The sequence below is a fragment of the Thermofilum sp. genome (assembly GCF_038871435.1).
In the GTDB taxonomy this organism is placed as follows: Archaea; Thermoproteota; Thermoprotei; order Thermofilales; family Thermofilaceae; genus Thermofilum; species Thermofilum adornatum.
This window is the reverse complement of the sequence record NZ_JAVZIC010000005.1, coordinates 88,187-107,944: the sequence shown is the minus strand read 5'-3', so window position 1 is coordinate 107,944 and position 19,758 is coordinate 88,187. Positions and strand designations below refer to the sequence as shown.

Annotated in this window: 21 protein-coding genes; 7 read left to right on the top strand and 14 right to left on the bottom strand. The window is 44.7% G+C overall.

The genetic code is table 11. The annotated features are described in order from the left end of the window. Positions 1–5: 5 nt before the first annotated feature. Positions 6–1,907 carry a S16 family serine protease gene (locus tag QXT17_RS07265; RefSeq protein WP_020961798.1) on the bottom strand — a complete coding sequence of 634 codons (1,902 nt, stop codon included), beginning with the start codon at positions 1,905–1,907 and terminating at the stop codon, positions 6–8. Between the two features lie 4 nt (positions 1,908–1,911). On the opposite strand from QXT17_RS07265, the gene QXT17_RS07260 reads away from it, so the two are divergent. Next, positions 1,912–2,358 (top strand): MTH938/NDUFAF3 family protein, encoded by a 447-nt coding sequence (locus tag QXT17_RS07260; RefSeq protein WP_052885485.1) that lies wholly within the window; start codon positions 1,912–1,914, stop codon positions 2,356–2,358. Between the two features lie 222 nt (positions 2,359–2,580). On the opposite strand, the gene QXT17_RS07255 is transcribed toward QXT17_RS07260, so the two are convergent. The 5 genes from QXT17_RS07255 to QXT17_RS07235 all read right to left on the bottom strand — a co-directional run bounded on the left by QXT17_RS07255 (position 2,581) and on the right by QXT17_RS07235 (position 6,495). Then, positions 2,581–2,904, bottom strand: coding sequence for a ribbon-helix-helix domain-containing protein (locus QXT17_RS07255; protein WP_187148131.1), 324 nt, complete (start codon positions 2,902–2,904; stop codon positions 2,581–2,583). A gap of 58 nt (positions 2,905–2,962) precedes the next feature. Next, a complete protein-coding gene (locus QXT17_RS07250; protein ID WP_148681927.1) occupies positions 2,963–4,039 on the bottom strand; it encodes a substrate-binding domain-containing protein in 1,077 nt (358 codons plus the stop codon). 101 nt (positions 4,040–4,140) lie between these two features. Beyond that, positions 4,141–4,836 carry an ATP-binding cassette domain-containing protein gene (locus QXT17_RS07245; RefSeq protein WP_187147031.1) on the bottom strand — a complete coding sequence of 232 codons (696 nt, stop codon included), beginning with the start codon at positions 4,834–4,836 and terminating at the stop codon, positions 4,141–4,143. Beyond that, positions 4,829–5,485, bottom strand: a complete 657-nt coding sequence (locus QXT17_RS07240; protein WP_020961803.1) for an ABC transporter permease — start codon at positions 5,483–5,485, stop codon at positions 4,829–4,831. The genes QXT17_RS07245 and QXT17_RS07240 overlap by 8 nt, the downstream gene beginning before the upstream one ends. Before the next feature lie 17 nt (positions 5,486–5,502). Continuing rightward, positions 5,503–6,495, bottom strand: coding sequence for a substrate-binding domain-containing protein (locus tag QXT17_RS07235; RefSeq protein ID WP_342783800.1), 993 nt, complete (start codon positions 6,493–6,495; stop codon positions 5,503–5,505). 142 nt (positions 6,496–6,637) lie between these two features. Between QXT17_RS07235 and QXT17_RS07230 the strand changes: the two genes are divergently transcribed. The 4 genes from QXT17_RS07230 to QXT17_RS07215 all read left to right on the top strand — a co-directional run bounded on the left by QXT17_RS07230 (position 6,638) and on the right by QXT17_RS07215 (position 10,789). After that, on the top strand, positions 6,638–9,046 hold the full coding sequence (locus QXT17_RS07230; protein WP_020961805.1) for a plasma-membrane proton-efflux P-type ATPase: 2,409 nt from the start codon (positions 6,638–6,640) through the stop codon (positions 9,044–9,046). 71 nt (positions 9,047–9,117) lie between these two features. Then, on the top strand, positions 9,118–9,405 hold the full coding sequence (locus QXT17_RS07225; protein WP_020961806.1) for an ATP cone domain-containing protein: 288 nt from the start codon (positions 9,118–9,120) through the stop codon (positions 9,403–9,405). Positions 9,406–9,556: 151 nt separating this feature from the next. Beyond that, complete coding sequence (locus tag QXT17_RS07220; RefSeq protein WP_020961807.1) at positions 9,557–10,075, top strand: QueT transporter family protein; 519 nt, start codon at positions 9,557–9,559, stop codon at positions 10,073–10,075. A gap of 51 nt (positions 10,076–10,126) precedes the next feature. Beyond that, the gene (locus QXT17_RS07215; RefSeq protein ID WP_342783153.1) at positions 10,127–10,789 is read left to right on the top strand and encodes a DUF4013 domain-containing protein; all 663 of its coding nucleotides are present in this window, start codon (positions 10,127–10,129) and stop codon (positions 10,787–10,789) included. On the opposite strand, the gene QXT17_RS07210 is transcribed toward QXT17_RS07215, so the two are convergent. After that, on the bottom strand, positions 10,786–10,917 hold the full coding sequence (locus QXT17_RS07210; RefSeq protein ID WP_020961809.1) for a hypothetical protein: 132 nt from the start codon (positions 10,915–10,917) through the stop codon (positions 10,786–10,788). The genes QXT17_RS07215 and QXT17_RS07210 overlap by 4 nt on opposite strands. 118 nt (positions 10,918–11,035) lie before the next feature. On the opposite strand from QXT17_RS07210, the gene QXT17_RS07205 reads away from it, so the two are divergent. Next, positions 11,036–11,758 (top strand): hypothetical protein, encoded by a 723-nt coding sequence (locus QXT17_RS07205; RefSeq protein ID WP_020961810.1) that lies wholly within the window; start codon positions 11,036–11,038, stop codon positions 11,756–11,758. 9 nt (positions 11,759–11,767) lie between these two features. Then, positions 11,768–13,180, top strand: coding sequence for a BREX system Lon protease-like protein BrxL (gene brxL / locus QXT17_RS07200; protein ID WP_020961811.1), 1,413 nt, complete (start codon positions 11,768–11,770; stop codon positions 13,178–13,180). Between the two features lie 67 nt (positions 13,181–13,247). Here brxL and QXT17_RS07195 read toward each other — a convergent pair whose 3' ends face one another. The 7 genes from QXT17_RS07195 to QXT17_RS07165 all read right to left on the bottom strand — a co-directional run bounded on the left by QXT17_RS07195 (position 13,248) and on the right by QXT17_RS07165 (position 19,708). Then, positions 13,248–13,640, bottom strand: coding sequence for a DUF1641 domain-containing protein (locus tag QXT17_RS07195; protein WP_148681929.1), 393 nt, complete (start codon positions 13,638–13,640; stop codon positions 13,248–13,250). 2 nt (positions 13,641–13,642) lie between these two features. After that, positions 13,643–14,824, bottom strand: coding sequence for an FAD/NAD(P)-binding oxidoreductase (locus tag QXT17_RS07190; RefSeq protein WP_020961813.1), 1,182 nt, complete (start codon positions 14,822–14,824; stop codon positions 13,643–13,645). Positions 14,825–14,848: 24 nt separating this feature from the next. Next, positions 14,849–15,082, bottom strand: a complete 234-nt coding sequence (locus QXT17_RS07185; protein ID WP_020961814.1) for a sulfurtransferase TusA family protein — start codon at positions 15,080–15,082, stop codon at positions 14,849–14,851. A 13-nt stretch (positions 15,083–15,095) separates the two neighbouring features. Continuing rightward, positions 15,096–15,503, bottom strand: a complete 408-nt coding sequence (locus tag QXT17_RS07180; RefSeq protein WP_020961815.1) for a DsrE/DsrF/DrsH-like family protein — start codon at positions 15,501–15,503, stop codon at positions 15,096–15,098. 117 nt (positions 15,504–15,620) lie between these two features. Then, positions 15,621–16,370, bottom strand: coding sequence for a creatininase family protein (locus QXT17_RS07175; protein WP_020961816.1), 750 nt, complete (start codon positions 16,368–16,370; stop codon positions 15,621–15,623). 50 nt (positions 16,371–16,420) lie between these two features. After that, the gene (locus tag QXT17_RS07170) at positions 16,421–17,494 is read right to left on the bottom strand and encodes an ABC transporter ATP-binding protein (RefSeq protein WP_052885602.1); all 1,074 of its coding nucleotides are present in this window, start codon (positions 17,492–17,494) and stop codon (positions 16,421–16,423) included. 9 nt (positions 17,495–17,503) lie between these two features. Next, positions 17,504–19,708 carry an iron ABC transporter permease gene (locus QXT17_RS07165; RefSeq protein ID WP_020961818.1) on the bottom strand — a complete coding sequence of 735 codons (2,205 nt, stop codon included), beginning with the start codon at positions 19,706–19,708 and terminating at the stop codon, positions 17,504–17,506. Positions 19,709–19,758 lie beyond the last annotated feature (50 nt).

The following is a 19,758-nucleotide window of genomic DNA, read 5'->3' as shown; positions in this document are numbered from 1 at the left end:
TATTTTTATAGGCCTAGAATCTTTCTTATCCAGTTTACTAGATTTTCGAACGCCAGGCTTATCTTCAGCAAGATGTCTTGTATCCAGTCACCAATGTTTTTGCTGGGTTGCGGGTTGCTTGGAGCGCTAGGTGTCTGGCTGGGCTGGCTTGGTGTAGTTGATTCTCCTTGCTTTGGCTGTTGGACTGTTTCCTTGAGATTAATGGTTTTAAGCAGGTCTTGGACGAGTTCTCCAAGCTGTGAGCTCAGCTTCAAATATGCCAGGCGATCCTGTAGCTCGGCGCCGCTAGACTGGTTTAGATAGTATATTGAGGCAATCATGTCTGGATATGTTGACGCGACTGCCATGGCGTTTTTCCTCGAGACTTCTGTATAGGGATCTTTTCCTGATGCCTGTGCCTGGAAGTAGAGCATGGCCGCCTCTGCCAGTGCAATGCTTCTAGCAGCCGCTATTGCGGCGAACAGTGGCTTCTTGGAAGAGTAGAGGCTGGTTGCCAGCGTATAGTATATCTGTGAAGAGTCGATTAATGTTAGGTCTCCACCAGCCTCGCTGAGTACTGAGTATATGTATGGCCACGTACTCCTAGCTACTGAGATATATGTTGCAGCTACCTGTGAAGAGTCTGGTAAAACCCCTGCCTGTAGACCGTTGCTCCAGGCTTTTGCTTCATCTATGAGGGCCGACGAAAAAGCTATGTTTTGAAGGGCTGTTGATGGGTCTGTATTCCACATGTTTGCTGACTCGTTGTATAGTTTGAGTGCCTGGACTGTCTTGTCTATTGAGAGCGTAAGGATGTTGAGTTCTAGGACGTTTCTGGGTGCCTTGTTGCTTAGTTCATCAATTGTTGCAGTTATCTGGTCCGAGATGGCCTGCACTTGTTGGTCTAGCTGTACATTTGAATAGTAGTCTACTAAGAGCTTTATCCATCTAGAGATGGCTATGCTTGATGTGAGTAGCGAAATGGATGATACATCTCTGGTGGATGCCCGAGACAAGTAGCTTTTTGCATATCTATCCAAGTAAGAGTTCAGGGTGGACTTGCCGACGCTTGTCAGCCTCGATGCGTTGACTTTTGTGTATGCCTCGTTAAGCTCCCTTTGTGCAATCTGTGTGAGCTGGCTTCTAACCTTATCTATAATCTTTATAGCATCGCTACTCAGATATGGTGCTGTGGTATAGCTTGCAGGAATTTTGACGCCGAAAAAGTAGTACAGAGCATCAGTCAGAGTGGTGACCTCGACAACCCTGAGACCCCAATTCTTGTGGGCGTAGTCCGTAAGATTGATGACTACCGGCTGGGTTGTGTAGTAGCGGAAGGGTCCAATTCTCTTTACAACTGTCTGGTACTGTGTGACAATGCTCTGTCCAGGGGGGACAAGAAATATTTTTGCACCAGCCTGGGCCACTGCCTGGGCCTTCTCGTATACACCTCCGACTGGACCCACTGTGCCGTCTGGGGAGATCATTCCTGTAACTGTTACAGAGCGGTTTATGGGCTTGCCTGTTAGGGCCGAGTAGACCGCGATCGACATGGCCACTCCTGCACTTGGACCCCCAATGATTACCGCGTCTCCCTGGACTTTGAAGTAGTAGTTGTAGTTGGAAAAGTTGAGACCAAGAAGCCTCGTAACTACCCTGGCAGCCGCTGTAGCGGCGCCCTGGAAGTCTTCCTGTGTGAGTGAATAAGTCGACACGTACACGTCTCCCCATCCCTCGGTCACAAATACGGAGATGTTTGTAGCGGAGCCTATCATTCCTGTCGAGGTTTGTGCCACTGCCGGCGCTAGTATCCAGGCGGAGCCAATTATCTTGAGTTGGCCCTGGGACGGCGCTGACAAAGAGGTAGGGACAAGGCTCAGCAGGAAAATCACTAAAATTATTGGTGCAAACAGCTTTCTATAGCTCATATGTGTGAAAGGACACTACACGATATTTAACGGTTATGTACTTGAAGACTACTCTGGGGGGCACATAAATTTATCTCCCAGAACAATATGTAACATAGATATGATTGTTGAGGAATACTCATTCGGCAAAATCCGCGTACACGGAAAGACATACACTAACGATGTAATTGTTACCCCTGAGAAAGTAGTATGCGAAAAGTGGTGGAGGAAAGAGGGCCACAAAGTTTTCCTTGAAGACATTAAGCAATTTTTGCTAGAATACTCTCCCAGGATAGTCGTTTTTGGGACAGGTTACCATGGACTTGTCAAGGTACAGAGGGAAGTTTACAGTTTCTTAGAGGAAAAAGGCATAGAGATATACGCTCTGCCGACACGTGACGCGGTTAGGCTATTCAACGAGATAGCTACACGTGAAAAGAGCATTCTCGGCGCTTTCCACTTGACGTGTTGAGGCTAGAAAAATACTTAAGGATGGTAAAACAATTTCTAATGGGATGAAGAGGGGACAAAGCTCGGCTCCCCGTGAAGAAGCCGCTACTGTCTGACCGGCACGCTAAATTTTACATACTGCAATAGTGTATTACATTTTTTGCTAGAAGGTATCCTGTCCTTGGTGCTTTGTTAAGTATTCTTCAGGACTCAATATCTCAAAAATGCCTTAAGTCAAGAATTATCAAATTCTCATTCTCGTTTTCCTAATAATATCATCTACAGAGTCTGATCCGAAAAATTCTAATATGTGCTTCCTGGCTTCCTCCACGTCTATTTCAAAGGTGTCTCCTGGTCCCAGGTCTTGTCGAGAAGACCCTTCAATAGTCAACTTAAACATTGATACGGGGATCCTCGACGAAACTGAGTAAGCTAGTAGTAACCGTCGTGTGGCTTCGGCTACTGCCTCACTCCTAGACTGAAAGTAGCCTTTAGCCACAAGATTGTCAAGTTCCTGGACTAAGAGTTCAGGTAAACGCACACGTAATAAAGCATTCTTTTTTCTCATACTATAGATGACCCTCTAGTCTTCAGTTTTTATGCTATCTTTCTGTGTGTATTATAGTTTACTTATTCAGCAAAGTTCCCGTCTGTTGAGATGTATAGATACCTATCCTTGAAGCCTCCTCTCTAAATTGTTGTGACTGCAGTAGACTTATGAAATCTCTTATAGCATCTTTTCTGAGAAGCTCTTTTCTTGTCGCGAAGTCGAACTTTTCCCTAGCTAAAGGTATGAACTCGAGTCCTAGTTCATCTGCAACCCACCTGGGGCCAATTGTTACGTCTGCCTTTTTCATGAGCACAGCTAGAGATGCCTCTCTATGGGAATAATATTCTGAACTATAGCCCCTAATTCTGCGTGTCAAGGCTTGGATCGGAGAGCCTATTTCCTTGGAGATTTCCCTTAATAGGTATTGGGTAAAGAGATGGGTGCCGCTTCCTTTATTCCTGTTTGCCAGTACAACGTCGCTTCGTAGGAGATCCTTTGGGCTCTGAATGTTTTTTGGATTTCCTTTTTCCACGATGAATCCTATTTCTCTCCAGTATCCATGTATCAATACCAGGCCTTGGTACAGTTTTTTCCTCAAGACATTTGTGTTGTATTCTCCTGTCTCTGGGTCTATGATATGTATTCCTGCAAGGTCAGAGTAGCCATTTACTAATAGCTCTAGGCCGAGCTGTGAGCCCACTTTCAAATATTCAGCCACTTTTCCTTTTTCTTCATATAGGTGGATAAGGAGCTCAACCCCTGGACAGTCGCTTCCAGAGATTCTTAGGGTTGGCGAGAGGTCTGTTTCCCTTATCCTTTTCTGGACAAGCTTCGAGAGTACTCTGTACTTCTCAGTTAGTATTTGCGCTTGTAGTGTTAGGATGACTTTTCCTCCGCCGAGCCCGCCTTTCTCCCTTTTTACGAGGTAGAAGCCAAGCTCGTCCTCCATTCTTTTTATTCTTAGCCAGATCGTCCTGTAGCTGACGTTAAGCTCTGCCGATACCCTTCTAATAGATCCTTTTTCCCGTATAGCTTCCAGCAACTCTAGATCTTCTTGTGTTATTTTATGACCGGAGACTTCGAGTTCCACGTTTACTATTGGCTTTGCGTCTTTAAGCTCACGTAAGAGTCGCATCGTTTCAGCATTCGTCAAGACCAATCAATAGATAATCCCTTGTACAAATATAATAATTCAACGAGCCACATGATCCAGAAAATTTCTCCCAGGTTTTCTAGAGGAAACACTAAACGAAACTATATCCACTTCAAAATTTCTTCTTCAGATATCTGACCGCTAAATCTCTCCTTTATTTTTCCAGAGACTAAGACATAGAGATCATCTGCAATTTTTTTAGCCTCTGTGATGCTGTGGGAAACAATTACCGCGTAGCAATTTTTCTCCTTTACATATCTCTTTACAATGTCTTGGACAATCTCTGCAGTATTAGGCGCGAGGCTGGCCGTGGGCTCGTCGAATAATAAGATTTCTGGGTTAAGGGCTAGTGTCCTGCCGATTGCTAAGAGCTGTTTTTGTCCTCCCGAGAGCCTATGTGCATTTATCTTGGCATATTCTTTGAGCCTAAGCATTGAAAGTATGCTTTCTGTTGTCTTTTTTGCCTCTTCTTTTGATGCCCCTCTAAGTCTCAGGGGAAGGTAGATATTATTGAAGATGCTAGCAGAGAGAACTGGGGGCCTTTGAGGGAGATAAGCAATTTTCTTCTGCAAGCTTCTCTTTTCAAGTTCGTTATCAAAGTCTATGGGCGAATCATCTATTTCTAGGCGTCCATCGTCGGGAGGAATAAGGAGTGCTAGTATCTTTAGGAGGGTGGATTTACCCGAGCCATTGGGGCCCATAATTACGGCGATTCTACCCCTGTGGGCCTCGAGAGAAACATTGTCTAGTATCCTTGTTTTCCCAAAATATTTTACAATGTTTAATGCCTTAATCACTTCTTTCACCCATTCTGTATCTCAGTAGAAGGACGACAGCATTTATAGCGAAATAGACAAGAGTGAGCACTAGCCCTAGCCACAGCACTGTGTCAAACTCTCCACTATTTGTGTAGTAAACTATCGCAGTCGTGAGAACCCTTGTATAGTACCTTATATTGCCGCCCACTATTATTACGGCTCCAACCTCTGAGACAGCCCTCGAAAACGCTGCCAGAACACCACTAATGATGCCTGTTCTAGCCTCGTTTATAAGCAACAAGACTTCGTAGTGAGCCGGCAGGGCTAGTGATTTAATGTATTCCCTGAGTTCTCGAGGTAGAGATTCCACCGCAGATATAGCCAGCCCTGTCACGATGGGTAAAGTTAGGAGGAATTGTGCTATAATCATCGCCGCCGGCGTAAATAAGACCCCAAGGAAGCCCAGTGGCCCAGACCTAGACAGAAGGAGGTAAAGTATGAGGCCCAAGAGAACAGGCGGAGTACCCATTAAGGTGTTAATCAGTGTGATAGTGAGTTTCTTCAGTTTAAACTCGCTTGTAGCTATATATGCGCCCAGCCATACCCCTATGATTGACGAAAGAACAACGGCTACGCCAGATACTTGGATTGATAGCAAAGTAATCTGTATTAGCTCTGCTATATCCATTTGTCTCCCACTCTTCCTTAACTCCTGGAGAGGAGCTCCCTGTAAAATCTCACCTGTCCACTTTCCTCGTCGTACTCGTATGGGTCGTATATGCCTAGACTAGTCAAGTTTCCAAAGCAAACATTGAACAGCTTTGCTCCATCTTTAGTGTAGGTCCCAATGATTTTTTGTCCCTCGGGAGACACAAGAAAAGATACGAACAGCAGGGACTCGTTGTAGTGAACATTTGGAAACTTTTTTGGATTGACTGGTATCGCCCTGTAGAGATTTAGGTATAATGGGTCGCCTTCACTCAAAATTACCAAATTTACTTTGTCTTTGAAAACTAGGAAAGTAGACCTGTCACACAGCGTGTATGCGCGAAGTTGATCGGCAATCATCAGGGTCTGGGACATCCCCTGGCCTGCTTCCTTGTACCAGGATTTTCCAGAGGGATCCACCCCCGCCATTGCCCATAACGATAGCTCCCGGAGATTTGTTCCCGACTTGTCTCCCCTAGAGACAAATATGGCCCTACCCTGCTCTCCTGCCTGGAATATTCTCTTAAAGGCCTCTACAGCTCCTTTGGACCCTTTTACACCCGCAGGATCCTCTGGCGGACCCACCAGCACGAAATCATTATATGCGAAAGTAACTCCGTGAACCCCATAGCCCTCCGAGATGAAGCGGTCTTCTAGATCTCTATTATGAACAATTATTAAGTCCGTGTCACCCCTTTTACCTAGCTCAACAGCTTGTCCCGTACCGACTGCAACCCATGTGACCTCTATCCAGGGGTACTTGTCCTCGAAACTCTTCTTAACTACATCTAGAAGGCCCGTCGCGTCGAGACTCGTAGTTGTAGCTATCCTAAGGACTACGTGCTTACGAGATGTTAGAGTCCAGGTGGTGTTTTGCCCATTTGCTTGGAATGAGGGAGCTAGAGATGTTTCATGGATTTTCGAGATAAAAAATTGAGAAATTAAAGAGCCAACGATAAGTCCGAGGACGAATGAACCTAGCCAAAACATTAGACGGTAACCTTCCATATTTAACCAATACCGTTATTATTTTTGTTACACTTCTATTTATAATTATCTATGTTTATCTACCTAAGAACAAGAAAAAGGGTTAAGTATTTACTTGTAATTTCAGGAAATTTGTGTGACTTGTATGTTGAAAGAAAGCCGAACGTATTCTGTCAGAGACATGGAAAACATGAGTATTAATGAAGTCATTGCCTATCTCTCTTCTAGCGAGGAGGGGTTATCTTCTGAAGAGGTTTCACGTAGGCTCAAGGAGTATGGATTTAACGAGGTTCCAGAAAAGAAAAAGAATCCATTGCTCGAATATTTGAAGCGTTACTGGGGGCCGCTTCCCTGGCTTATGGAGATAACGATTATCACTTCTATTGTTGCAGAAAAGATCCTTGAAGCTGAGATAATTGCCTTTCTCCTGGTTCTGAATGCAACAATAGGTTTTCTCCATTCAAGATCCTCGGAGAAAACGGTACAATTACTCAAGAAAAAGCTCTCGGTTAAGGTTAGCGTGCTAAGAGACGGAAAGTGGATAGAGGTAGATGCAAGGGAACTCGTGCCAGGCGACATTATTTTTCTAAGGATTGGAAGCATCGTGCCAGCGGACGCAAAAGTTATCAACGGCAATATGCTTGTCGACCAGTCTGCACTTACAGGGGAGTCTCTGCCAGTAGAGGTTGGACCGGGAGGAATAATTTATTCTGGCTCCATAGTGAAGAGGGGAGAAGCTAGGTGCATTGTTGTTGCTACTGGCACAAAGACATATTTTGGTAAAACAATTGAGCTTGTAAAAGAGGCAAAGACAACTTCAATGCAGGAAGAAGCCGTCCTCAAAATTACACGTTACATGCTTTATGCTGGGCTAGTAGCCCTCGCAGTCTCAATTCCTATAGGAATAATGGAGAAGTGGAGCGTATTTTCCCTAATAGACTTAGCCGTAGTCTTCCTTATGTCATGTGTCCCTGTGGCTTTGCCAGCAGTATTAACAATAATGCAGGCTTATGGTTCAATGGAGCTTTCTAGGAGAAACGTTTTAGTGACTAGGTTAAGCGCAGTTGAAGACATCGGTGCCGTCAATGTTGCCTGCCTTGATAAGACGGGAACAATAACCCTCAACCAGCTGGAGGTTGTCGGTGTTAAAGGCTATGGCTTCACAGAGAAAGATGTAGTTCTATACGCTGTTTTGGCGTCTCGAGAAGAGGCCCATGATCCATTAAACGATGCAATTATAACGTATGGTAAGAGAATTGGTGTCACAAGAGATCTATGCAAGGAGCTAAGCTTTACTCCTTTTGAACCATCTTTGAAGAGGTCTGAGTGCGTTGCGCTCTGCGGCAACGAAAAGGTTAGGGCTATCCTTGGTGAGCCAAAAACTGTCTTATCTCTATGCACAAATAATGAGCACCTTAAAGATAAAGTTCTCCAAGACATCGAGGAAGCTTCAAGGAAAGGTGCACGAACCCTTGCAGTAGCTGTCCAAAGAGGCGATTCACGGGAAGTCACATTTGCTGGACTTATCCACCTTATGGATCCGCCTCGCCCGGATGCGCGGGAAATGATACTTAAGCTTCGCGAACACGGCGTGAGGCCAGTCATGCTTACGGGGGACAATGTAGCTATAGCTAAGGAGATTGCAAGAAACGTAGCTATTGGTGAAAGGATTTTTTCAGTACGTGAGATTATGTCTAAGGACGTAAAACTCGAAGATATTATTGATGAGGCTGATGGTCTAGCAGAGGTATATCCTGAAGACAAATTCAACGTAGTAAAGGCTCTACAATCTAAAGGCTATAGAGTAGCCATGACTGGTGACGGAGTAAACGATGCACCTGCACTAAGCCAAGCAGAGGCTGGTATAGCCGTTAAACAAGCTACGGACGCGGCAAAAGCGACTGCAAGCCTCGTTTTGCTCGAGGATGGATTATCCGTCATAGTTGATGCAATTACAGTTGGGAGAATCCTGCATCAAAGAGCCTTAACCTGGGTTATAAACAAGATTACTAAGACACTCCAGACCATCCTCGTAATCCTCGTAGGAATGCTTTGGTTAAGAAAAATGACTATTACACCTATGGGGATGGCCGTCCTTCTGCTCGCCAACGACTTTTTAACAATGACTATTTCGACTGATAATGCTCGGCCATCAATGAAGCCTGCCACGTGGAATGTGAAAAATATAATGATTTTCTCGCTCCCCTTATCTATAGCGATGCTCATACCACCAGTGATTGTCACATATATCTCCCTCTCCGTGCTTAACTCATCTTGGAATGCTACCGTTTCTGCCGTGCTATTGTCACTCATCTACACGAGTCAAGTGAGAATACTTATGGTTAGGGAAAGGAAATGGCTATGGTCTTCTAGACCTGGGAGAGAACTAACTATTTCATTGCTCGGTACATTGATTGTTTTTACTCTCCTCGCTTATACTGGTATAATCTTTACGGAGCTAACTCCAAACCTTCTCTTAGTAGTTGCCACTACTTCATTGATACCTCTAGCCTTTGAACCCCTAAAAGTATATCTTGCAAAGAAATATTTTTAAATGACTCGTTTTTATAAATATCTTTAAAGATAAACTATAACTATGAGAAAATCTTTTAATTAATGATTAGTATGACTGTATATGTTATTAAAAGAGACGGCTCAAAGGAAGAATTCGCTCCTGAAAAAATTGTTGTTAGTTGCCTAAAGGCTGGTGCACCCCTGGATGTAGCTAGGAGAATAGCTAAAATTGTGGAGGGGGACATTCTTAAAAGTAATGTGACAGAGGTTTCTACGAAAGAAATTATGAAAGAAGTGTTGACTCTTCTCAAGAAGGAGAACGAGGAGTGGTACAGGAACTGGATTATATTTGACAAGGCTGTAAAGAGACGCTCAACAGAAAAAGAAATTTCAAAGTAAGCCGAGTAAAATCAAAAATATATTTCTTTTTTCGTATTTCACTCTAACGTATAATTTTATATCCATCATTGCGAGCCGTAATTTTGTTCTTCCTTCATGATGAAGCAACATTTATAAAGTGCGAGACATCACTGAATAAGGTTGCAAAGGCATGCGTTCACAGGATGTAGCTCTCTCGGCCTTAATTGCGGCTCTATATGCCGTTCTCGTAGTTGTTCTCCAGCCAATTTCTTTCCTGGCTTTCCAGGTTAGACTCGCTGATGCATTGCTCCCTCTTTCCATGGTTTATGGGTTCCCGGTGGCTGTCGGCGTCAGTCTGGGATGCTTCGTTGGAAACTTTTTGGCCGCTCCGTGGGGGAGCTTGTCTTTATCAATGATTGATGCGGTGTTTGGATCTATTGCTAACTTTGTGGCGAGTATGTTGGCTTATTTGATTGCTAAGAGGGGAGCGGGGATTAAGCTTAAGATTTGGGGCGCGGCGTCAGAGGCAGTTGTAGTCTCTATTATCGTGGGTACTTATCTCAAGTTTTTGCTCGAGTGGGCTATGGGTATTGATCTCCCACTGATATTGTCAGTGCTAGGAGTTTTAGGCGGCTCCATTGTTTCGATTGTTATTATTGGTGTCCCAGTAGCTGTAATTGTTGAAAAGAATTTTCCACGTCTTAAATAAAAAACCGTAACTCATGCTAAGCTTTATATTCAGGGTTTTTATTTATTATGTATGACTCAACAAACAATTGACCCGGGAAATGTACTGTCTAGAGCAATAGATTTTTCCGTGAAGCTGACAAAAGACGTTGGCAACCTGTTGATCTTGATTGTCCTGTCAATTATACCAATTGTTAACTTTATTGTTATAGGCTACTTTGCAGAAATAGTTTGGCAAAATCCCGAGGAGCCGCCGAAGCTAGAAACATCGAGACTGGGTGAATATTTCGTAGAGGGTCTCAAGGTTATCCTAATATCGCTGGTCTACTTCATCGTCCCCCTTCTCTTAATAGGTATCGGCATGGTTACCAGCGGGGCCTTCCATCCAATGGGAATGACTGGCATAGGTTTCCTCAGGCTACTGGCTGGAGGAATATTTTTCTCGCTGGGCTTTATACTCTTGCTTGCCATTGCTTTCATTGCTTACCCACTTCTGGGAATAATTCTAAGAACTGGTGATGCCTCAAAGATATTTGCCTTCGGCGAAGCATGGAGCCTTATTCAGACAATTGGTCTGGGTAACTACCTAGTCATTTTAATAGCGCTCCTCATTATCAATCTAATTGTTTCTGCACTTGGCAACATAGTAGCATTAATCCTGTCACCGTTTCTCATGGCTATAACCTTCAAAGCATTAGCCATAATAGTTGATACAAGATATCCTGCACGCCCCTAAATTATTTCTTTTTTCTCCTCTGGCTTGAAAAGCTCTTTGGGGAGAAAAGCTCTATAGAGCTCTTCCAAGAATTCCCTCTGGATCCTTACACGTTTCTTGACTTTTTCAATAAACCTTTTTGTATCCACAATTAATAATATTCCTGCCTTGGATATAAATCTGATGTATCTATCGTTCATGCATAGGCCCGCTTTCCGGAACCCAGTAAGTTTTATTACGTGTCCCATGTTCTCTGTCTAGGTCTAAATGGCTAGCACAAACCAGACTATCGTAAAGCCTGTGCCTCTAGGGTGGCTTGGTAGCTACCTCAGAATAATTGCCTTACTCCTCACCGGCGTAGCAACAAGTTTCTCGGAGACCTTAACATGGCTACCCCTAGGCTATTTGGGTCTGACCAGCATTGTTTTTGGAAAAACTACAAATATGGAGAGGCTACTGGTGCTACTCTATTATTTAACTTTCCTCGTCCCAAACTTTGGCATAGAGGGGCTTCAGCAATTTCTCCCCAGCATAGTATTGTCTTTTACGTCTTTAGTATTTCTCGTCCTCTTGAACATTGAGGCACATAATACTATTTACATTCTGGGAGCCAACGAACTAGTGATTAACGGCTTGAGTGTTGAAGACTTATCTTTTAAGAGTAGAAAAGTAGACCTTTCAAGCGAATATCTTATTAGAACAAAAAATCAACTTTCTAGCCGTTTCACTCGTACCCCTTTCCAGGAGATAGAGATTTTTACAGAGGAAAGGGTTTACAAACTACGAGGTGTCCCTAAGAAGGCGAGGATTGAGGATAGGCTGAAAAAGAGGGCGTCAGCGAAACGAGTCCCGAGAAAAGAAAGGTTGCCTATCGCGGAGAGAATGTCTGATGGGCTTGAAAATACAAAACCAGAAGAGAGGAAGGCTGGCAAAGATAACGAAGATACGTATAAAGCAAGGAAAAATCTCATTGACGATTTTCTGCCGTGAGGTGTAAATATGAGGGAAAATCTAGATTCAAAGATAAGGAGGGTTTTTGGACCTGTAGCAATAAACAAGAAGATATCAAACAATGCCTCGATTGCCAGAATACCTAGATTTATCTCAGAGTACCTGATAAGCTATAAGTGCGGGGACAAACAGGACGCCTCCTGTATCTCTAGTCTCTCTAGATACATAGCCGAGCTTTATCCTGAACCTTCTCAGCGCGACCTATTCCTAAGCAAGCTTAAGGAAGACGGCCAGCTCAAGCTGTTAGACGAATTTAAAGTCAGGGTCGACTTGAAAAACAACGCATACATACTGGAGATCCCATCGCTACAGATTTTCGACGCGTATGTAAACGATGAAATTGTCAAGAAAAACGAGAGGATATTCTCTGGCCTATGGGGGATAGGCCTCCTCTATTATTCTCCTGACGCCTTGAAGACTAAGAGAAGCATGACACCCATCGTTTTGGAGGATTTCAGGCCGTTCCAGGCTTCCTATGTTGACTTGAATCTCTTCCGTGAGGGGAGGCGTTATTTTAGTCTTGAAGAATGGAGAGACCTGCTCGTGACAAGCATAGGGCTTAACCCAGAAGCATATTCACCACTCCAGAAAACATTGCTCCTGTTTAGGCTCGTCCCAGCAATTGAGACAAACGTAAACCTTTTGGAGCTCGGACCGAGGGCTACTGGGAAGACGTCGCTCTACAGAAACACAGTCTACTATGCGAGGATCTATGCAGGGGGCACAATTACTCCTGCCCGCTTGTTTTTCGATGCTAGGCTCTCTATCCCAGGAGACCTGGCTCTCCATGACATACTTGTCTTCGACGAGATAAGCAAGGTGAAGCTTCAAAACCCAGACGAGCTTGCGTCCAAGCTGAAGGACTACATGGTCGACGGCTTCTTTGAAAGAGGAGCACTGAAAAGAGCACACAGCACATGTTCACTTGTCTTCGTAGGCAACATAGACATGGAAAAAGTCCAGGACGTGGGATCCGTACTAAGCTACCTACCAGGCTTTATGCATGACTCTGCCTTCCTCGACAGGATACATGGGTTTATCCCTGGCTGGGAGCTTCCAAAAATAATGAAGAGCGAGGTTTCCCTAGCTTCTGGCTATGGGCTGGCCTCCGACTATTTGGCAGAGGTTCTACACAGATTTAGGTCTGAGTCTGCCGAGGGAGTCGTAAACGAGCACTTTGAACTCATTGGCAACTATACGATACGTGACGAGAAAGCCGTGAAAAAATTGTTGTCAGGAATGATTAAGCTATTCTTCCCAAATTATGAATTTGACAATAGGGAACTTGCAGAACTAGCTACGCTTGCCACAGATCTACGAAACAGGGTTGCAAGGCTCCTCACAAGGATGTCTCCCCAAGAGTTTCCTGAAAAAGAGTTAGGTATTAGGGTTAGGGGCTAAGCTCCTTGAATGTGTTTGGTAGCGCGAGCTACTTTAATGCTTGGTTGCTAGGAAAAAAAAGAAAAAATTATTTTGTTTTGGTTTTTCCTATCGCTTTCAGAAGCTCCACCATTAAGCCGAGACCCTTCTGGACGTCTGGGTCCGACATTGCACGCATAAGGCCGGTAATGCCAACTGGTTTAGGTTCACGGGATAGAGCCTCTAGTGCGGCCTTTATGACGGGCATGTTTCCTTTTATGGCTTCAACGTCTATTGAGCCTGCAAGATCTAGGAGGTCGTCTATGTGGTCTAATAGTTTAAGTGTGCCCGGAGTCATTAAGAGCTCGGACAGTCTCCCAATGAATTCTGGGTCGAGTAGGTCTCGTATGGTGTCTAGCAGGCCTAGCTCGTTCATTTTAACGAGCATGTCTAGGAATTTTTCTAGCGCCTCTCTCCTTTCCTTGGTCAATATTGTTTCCACCTTTACCACCCTTCACCTTTTCTAATCATCTCGTCTGTTGCCTCAAAATATGCCTTAAATACTGGGCTCCAGAACTCTGGATACCTAATTGCACTCCAGTACGTGGCAACAAAGAGATCCTCCATTAGCCTCTTGAATTTGGAAAAGCGTACAGGGATCGGCGGATGGTCATAATCGCTTATAACGAATAGCCCTTTCCCGTCAGTTATTAGGGGACAATTTGTCCTGCCACTGTACCTAGCATCGATGCCCTGGAGCCTTGCAGCTACAACCTCTGCCTGTAGGTGTGCTGTTACTCCGCTCTTAGAGGTTGGCGCGTTTGTGCAGTCTCCAATGGCGAATGCGTCGTCGAAGCCTTCTACCTTGCTTGTGTATTTGTCTATTTTTATGTAGCCGTTTCCATCCTTGACGCTTTCAGGAGTAACCATGTAGCTGGGACCCCTATGGGGCGGTATAACTGTTGCAACATCAAAGGAGAGCTCTTCGCCCTCAAGGCTTATTATCTTCTTGTTGTCTAGATCAATCTCGTTGGCTGTAAAGAAGGTATGTAGCTCGATTCCCCTCGCATTGAGCTCGGGCTCAATAATGTCGGCAATCGTTTTGGATGGATACGCGTGTGGCACGGGAACAGCTAGGACAACTTTCACCTTGTTGCTTAGGCCCCTCTTTGAAAATAGCTCCCAAGAAAGAAATGTTCCCTTGTGGGGTCCCGGGGGACACTTGTAGATTGGGTCAGCAACAGCAATAACGAATCTGCCTGAATTCATTCCCAAGAGCGTCTTGTAGAGTTTCTCAGCATTTTCAGGTGAAGAATAAAAGTCTCCATAGGTTTCTAAAAGCTTCCTATGCCCAGGCAGGGCATCGTAGTCCAGCTCTGCCCCAGTTGCGAAAACAACGTAGTCGTAGCCTAGCTGCTTCCCATTTTTCGTCTTCACAGACCTGTTCTGCAAATCTACCTCTACAACCTCGTCCTGGACAAAATCTACATGAGGCTTCAGAAGCTCTCTCAATGGCCTTAGAAACTTTTCCTTTTTGACACCTTTGAACGCTATCCATAGATTCCCAGGCTGAAAGAAATGTAGAGGACTCTTGTCAACAACTGTCACTTGGAACTCTTCACGTGGCAAGAGGTTTGCGAGGATTGCTCCGCCTCCTCCGCCACCTAGAATAACAACTTTTTTCATACAAAAACACCAAACACAAAAAAATTACTTTTTAGCTACGACCTTTATTTTGGCAGTTATTACTCCTCCTTCCTTCTTCAGCTCCAGCAACTCGTTCTTCGTTCTCTCTATCCATGCCTTTACATCTGGCTCGAAGCCGGGGTCAGTCGCCATCACTATTATGACGTCTCCATTGTTTGCGTTCCTATATGCCCTTGTCAACGCTGAGATGGGTCCTGGGCAGGCCATTCCTCTAGCGTCAACAGTTATTTCTGGCATGTCTATGGACCCTTTAGATGAATATTACTTCGTATTCCGCTGTCTCTTTCATGAAGAAAGTTGCTCCCACAATGTCGTCCACGATTGGGTCGAGGTGTTCTTTCTTTATACCCAGCATCTCAGCCATTAGGCTACAGACGTAAACTTTTACATCTCCTGTCTCCTTGGCCTCTTTAACCATGTCGTACCAGCTTGGTGCCTTTAGTTTTTCCATGCCTTGGAGCAGTGCGGGAACCATGTCCTCAAATTCCTTTGGGAAACGTGGCTGGGGCTTGTTTTTGGTAAAGTAGGGTGTTGCAAAGCCTGTTACAAAGATCCTTACGGGGACACCTAGGTTTGCAGCTGTTTGTGTTAGTACTCCTAGTGGTATGAATTTGTCGGCGGTTCCTGAGAACATTATTATTGCTAATCCTTTTGTCATGTTTGGTCGAGTTTATATCATGATATGGTAATATAAAAATCATTATGTAAAGTTTTATACTTAAATTTGTTTTAACTGGTTATTTAGAAATAAAAATGATAAAAAAACCTGCGAACACTACTCAACTATGCTCGAAACCTTGCTTTTAAATTCTATGAAGGCTTCGAGGATAAGCTTTGAGACAGCTTCAAAGTATTCTCGGGAGCCTTGGTCCTTGAATTCTGTCTCTCCCTCTTTCTCCGAATAATTGATGATCGTGCCGGGGGTTGGATATGCCCTGATGCCATTGGAGTAAACATATATGGACTTTGGGTCGTAGAGCTTCTTCTTGACAAGGTTTGGAAAGGTTGCAAGGATCATTGCTGTCTCGTCTGTTGCGGCGTGGCCGCCTTCTTTTCCAAGTATTTTCTGTGTTAGTCCTTTTTCCCTTGCTAGGGTCCACCAGTCTACGACCATGACTGCCATTCTGAGGTTAAGCCAGGCGTTCCTAGCGGCGTTTTCTAGTGCCTGTGTGTTTCCGCCGTGCCCGTTTAGTATTAGGGCGTATTTGAAGCCGTGCATTTTCATGCTTTCGAGTATCTGGTAGACGTATTGTTCCAGTGTTTCTGGTTTTATCCTAATCGAGCCTGTGTAGCCGTGAAGGCTTGTGGTTACGCCATAATAGATGGGGGGCAGAAGTATTGCTTTGAGTTTTTCTGCTATATATTCTCCCATCGCGATTGGGATCAGTGCATCTGTACCTAGGGGGAGGTGGGTGCCGTGCGGCTCTATTGTCCCTACGGGTAGAATGAAGGTGTCTATTCCTTCTTTTTTGATGAATTCTTCTAGTTCCTTGTATGAGAACTCTTCAAGTTTGAATGGTGGCATTTTAATCAGTAATAATGTTGTGAAAGAAAGATAAATTGTTTTTCTGAATTCTACTTGTATGGAAGGGCTATCACGTTGCGCCAGCTTACTCCGAGAGCTAGCTCTGAGCCTATTTCTGGATAGAAGTTGTTTGGGAGATATGCTATTAAGCTACTTTTTCCTACTTTGATTCTGACCTCTGTCCTGTCCCCAAGGAACATGGCAAAGTCGACCCTTCCCCTAACAATGTTGTCTTCCTGGCTGGATTGTTCAACCTTAAAAGACTCTGGCCTTATTACGAGTGCTACTTCTCCAGTAAGGTCTGGCTGTATAGGTGTAGCTTTTAGGTCGATGTCTAGGTCTTCAACTCTGACGACGAGGTAGCTGTCTTGCTTTTCAACTATTCTCCCGCGGAAGATGTTGCTCCTGCCTAGGAACTCTGCCGTAAAGAGGTTTGTGGGCCTAAAGTATACTTCCCTAGGTGTCCCGTATTGGAGAACTTTTCCCTTGTCCATGATAGCTATCCTGTCGCTTATACTCATGGCTTCGAGCTGGTCATGAGTAACGTATACCGCAGTTATTCCCAGAGATTTCTGTATACGCTTGATTTCTTCCCTCATTTCTATCCTAAGCTTTGCATCAAGATTGCTGAGAGGCTCATCTAGCAACAATACCTTTGGCTGTACGACGAGTGCACGTGCAAGAGCTACCCTTTGCTGTTGCCCACCGCTGAGCTGCAACGGGTACCTGTCTTCCATGCCCTCAAGCTTCACAAGGCGGAGCGCTTCCTTGACCCTTTTCTCTATCTCCTCGTCACTGAGCTTGAGCTGTTTCTTCCTTATTTTGAGACCATACGCGACGTTCTCGAAGACAGTCATGTGGGGCCACAAGGCATAGTTCTGGAAAACCATGGCAGTGTTTCTCAGGTAGGGTTTTAGGAAAGTCACGTCTTCGTCGTCAAAGTAGATTTTTCCCTCGTCTGGAACCTCGAAGCCTGCAATCATCCTGAGGGTCGTAGTTTTTCCGCACCCGCTTGGGCCGAGAATTGTGAAGAGTTCGCCGTCCCTTATCTCGAGAGAAACATTGTCGACTGCCTTTACTGCCCCATATGTTTTAGTTACTCCTTCTAGCCTTATCCTTGTCACGGGACCCACCTATATTCCTATAAACGCGTACCTCTGCTTAAAGACTCTTACCACTATCAATATTGCAACAAGCTGTATTAAAATTAATAGCACACCCATCGCCGCAGCTATCTGGACGCCAATGGGGGATCCTCCCTTATACACGTTCATCATGTAGTACGTCATGGGGGCCTGGGACGGATTAAAGTTGCCAATCGTTATACTTGTGCTGACCTCTGTAGCCATGTATATGAAGCCGAGGACCGCGCCGCTGAACACGTACGAGATAATGAATGGCAAGACAACGCCGAAGATGACCTTAGACCTCGTTGCCCCAAGGTTAAGTGCCGCCTCCTCGAGTCCCTCGTGTACTTGCTGGAAACCGGCAAAAACACTTCTAACGACATATGGGAGCTTCCTTATGCTGTATGCGATCACAAGAACCACCCATGCTTGGAACGCGCCTATGGATGCTGGGTCTAGCGGGGTCTTCGCGAAGAACCTCGTGAAGAAGAAATAGTAGCCTAGAGCTATAACTAGGCCCGGTATAGCTAGTGGTATCGTTGCAAGAGTGTCGAGCAAGTTTGACAACCATTTTACCTTTACCCTGCTCACGCTGTAGCCGACCATTATTGCTAGGAGAACTGCCGTTACAACTGATAAGGTGGCATAGATAAGGGTATTCCTGATATAATTGAAGATTCCTGGATCTAGAAACAGCTTCTCAAAGTAGTCTAAGCTGAGGGAAGAAAAGCTCAGCGAGAAGCCCCTGGGGGGCATAATGTTGAATGCTAACAGGAAGACGCCTATCTGTGGGAAAACCGTAACCAGAACAAATGGGAATACAAGTAAATACACGGCAAGCAGGCCGAGCTTTCCAAGGGGACGTTGCCTGGAGACAAGCCTTCCTCCCCTACTAATCATAGCGTAGCTCCTCATTCCAACATAGTTCCTTATCGCGAGGAAGCCCATGACGGCTATAAAAAGCATGACAAAGCCTAATGCCGCTGATTCGGGCGACACAATGCCTGTCTGTGTAATAAAGCCTTTGAAAATCTGTGCGCTCATAAGGTTCCATTCTTGGAAGATTAGCGGCGCGCCTACATCTTCTATGCTGAAGATGTATACAATGATGGCCCCCGCAACTATGCCAGGCAACGCGAGTGGAAACGTGACTGTCCGGAAGAGGTAGAATCCTTTTGCGCCTAGGTTCTCGCCCTGTTCCTCTGTGCTTGGGTCAATGTTGAGGAAAGCGCTGTATGCATTCATGAATACGATAGGATAGAAGCTTATTATCTGGGCCAATGCTACACCTGCAAGGCCGTCTATCCTGATGCTCCAGCCGAACAGTTTAGAGGTAATCATCGATACGGGCCCATACTCGCTGAAGAGAATCTTTACCACATAGGAATTCACAAATGGTGTTACGAAAAGGGGAATCATTGAGAGCAACCTTAAAAGCTCTTTTCCGGGGAAACTGTACCTCGCAATTATAAAGGCAACTATTATACCGAGAACAGTGGCACTTATCGTTACAACAAGAGAGTTTAACAAACTATTAAGGAGAATTCCATAGTTTACCCCCTTAATGATGTAGAGTACACTTTCCCCATAGGGAACAGCGGTTATTGCCTGTTCGCCTGGGAGAAGCTCTAGCCTCACATAGTCCCTAGACGAGAATATCCTTTGAAAGTTTGCATACCACGGCAAACCTGCAGGAGGCTGAAAGGCGCCTATCAGCACGAGAAGAATCGGGGTAACCAAGAAGGTAACAAGAATAAATGCACTTAGCAGTATAAAGAGCCACATTACTGGGTCAAGCTGATAAAGGACGCTTCTAAGCCTCCTAGAAAGCGGAACTGCCTTTGCCCTAACTCTTCTTGCTTCCCGCAGATTGGACAGCTTCTCGTATAGGTATCCAGTCGCAGAAGTTGATAGCAAGGGAAGCAGGAAAAAACCAAAAGCCTTCGGTATAGATGGGATATTTATAAGGAAAATGAAGAAGTTGTAGATGAAGGAAAAAATCGAAAGAAAGCTGAGCGTGGAACTGAACTTGATCCACCTATAGTCGTACCCGAGGCGCAGAATTATAGGGCCTAAGAGAATACCTAGCAACAAAAGTAGGAGCGACGTAATTCCTTCAAGAGAAAAAATATAGAAGAATTCGTAGGTTAGCGCTAGAGCTATTCCCACGACCCATATCGAGTTGCGTCCCAGCCTCATTAGGAGCCCCATTTAAAGTTTAATGCAATATTTTATTTTTAATTTTTTTCGGAAAATGAGTT

Bases quoted from the DNA above. Each gene is read 5' to 3' on its own strand.
- QXT17_RS07265 (WP_020961798.1), bottom strand. From the start codon at position 1,907: ATGAGCTATAGAAAGCTGTTTGCACCAATAATTTTAGTGATTTTCCTG.
- QXT17_RS07255 (WP_187148131.1), bottom strand. From the start codon at position 2,904: ATGAGAAAAAAGAATGCTTTATTACGTGTGCGTTTACCTGAACTCTTA.
- QXT17_RS07240 (WP_020961803.1), bottom strand. From the start codon at position 5,485: ATGGATATAGCAGAGCTAATACAGATTACTTTGCTATCAATCCAAGTA.
- QXT17_RS07235 (WP_342783800.1), bottom strand. From the start codon at position 6,495: ATGTTTTGGCTAGGTTCATTCGTCCTCGGACTTATCGTTGGCTCTTTA.
- QXT17_RS07230 (WP_020961805.1), top strand. From the start codon at position 6,638: ATGTTGAAAGAAAGCCGAACGTATTCTGTCAGAGACATGGAAAACATG.
- QXT17_RS07225 (WP_020961806.1), top strand. From the start codon at position 9,118: ATGACTGTATATGTTATTAAAAGAGACGGCTCAAAGGAAGAATTCGCT.
- QXT17_RS07220 (WP_020961807.1), top strand. From the start codon at position 9,557: ATGCGTTCACAGGATGTAGCTCTCTCGGCCTTAATTGCGGCTCTATAT.
- QXT17_RS07215 (WP_342783153.1), top strand. From the start codon at position 10,127: ATGACTCAACAAACAATTGACCCGGGAAATGTACTGTCTAGAGCAATA.
- QXT17_RS07205 (WP_020961810.1), top strand. From the start codon at position 11,036: ATGGCTAGCACAAACCAGACTATCGTAAAGCCTGTGCCTCTAGGGTGG.
- brxL (WP_020961811.1), top strand. From the start codon at position 11,768: ATGAGGGAAAATCTAGATTCAAAGATAAGGAGGGTTTTTGGACCTGTA.
- QXT17_RS07190 (WP_020961813.1), bottom strand. From the start codon at position 14,824: ATGAAAAAAGTTGTTATTCTAGGTGGCGGAGGAGGCGGAGCAATCCTC.
- QXT17_RS07185 (WP_020961814.1), bottom strand. From the start codon at position 15,082: ATGCCAGAAATAACTGTTGACGCTAGAGGAATGGCCTGCCCAGGACCC.
- QXT17_RS07180 (WP_020961815.1), bottom strand. From the start codon at position 15,503: ATGACAAAAGGATTAGCAATAATAATGTTCTCAGGAACCGCCGACAAA.
- QXT17_RS07175 (WP_020961816.1), bottom strand. From the start codon at position 16,370: ATGCCACCATTCAAACTTGAAGAGTTCTCATACAAGGAACTAGAAGAA.
- QXT17_RS07165 (WP_020961818.1), bottom strand. From the start codon at position 19,708: ATGGGGCTCCTAATGAGGCTGGGACGCAACTCGATATGGGTCGTGGGA.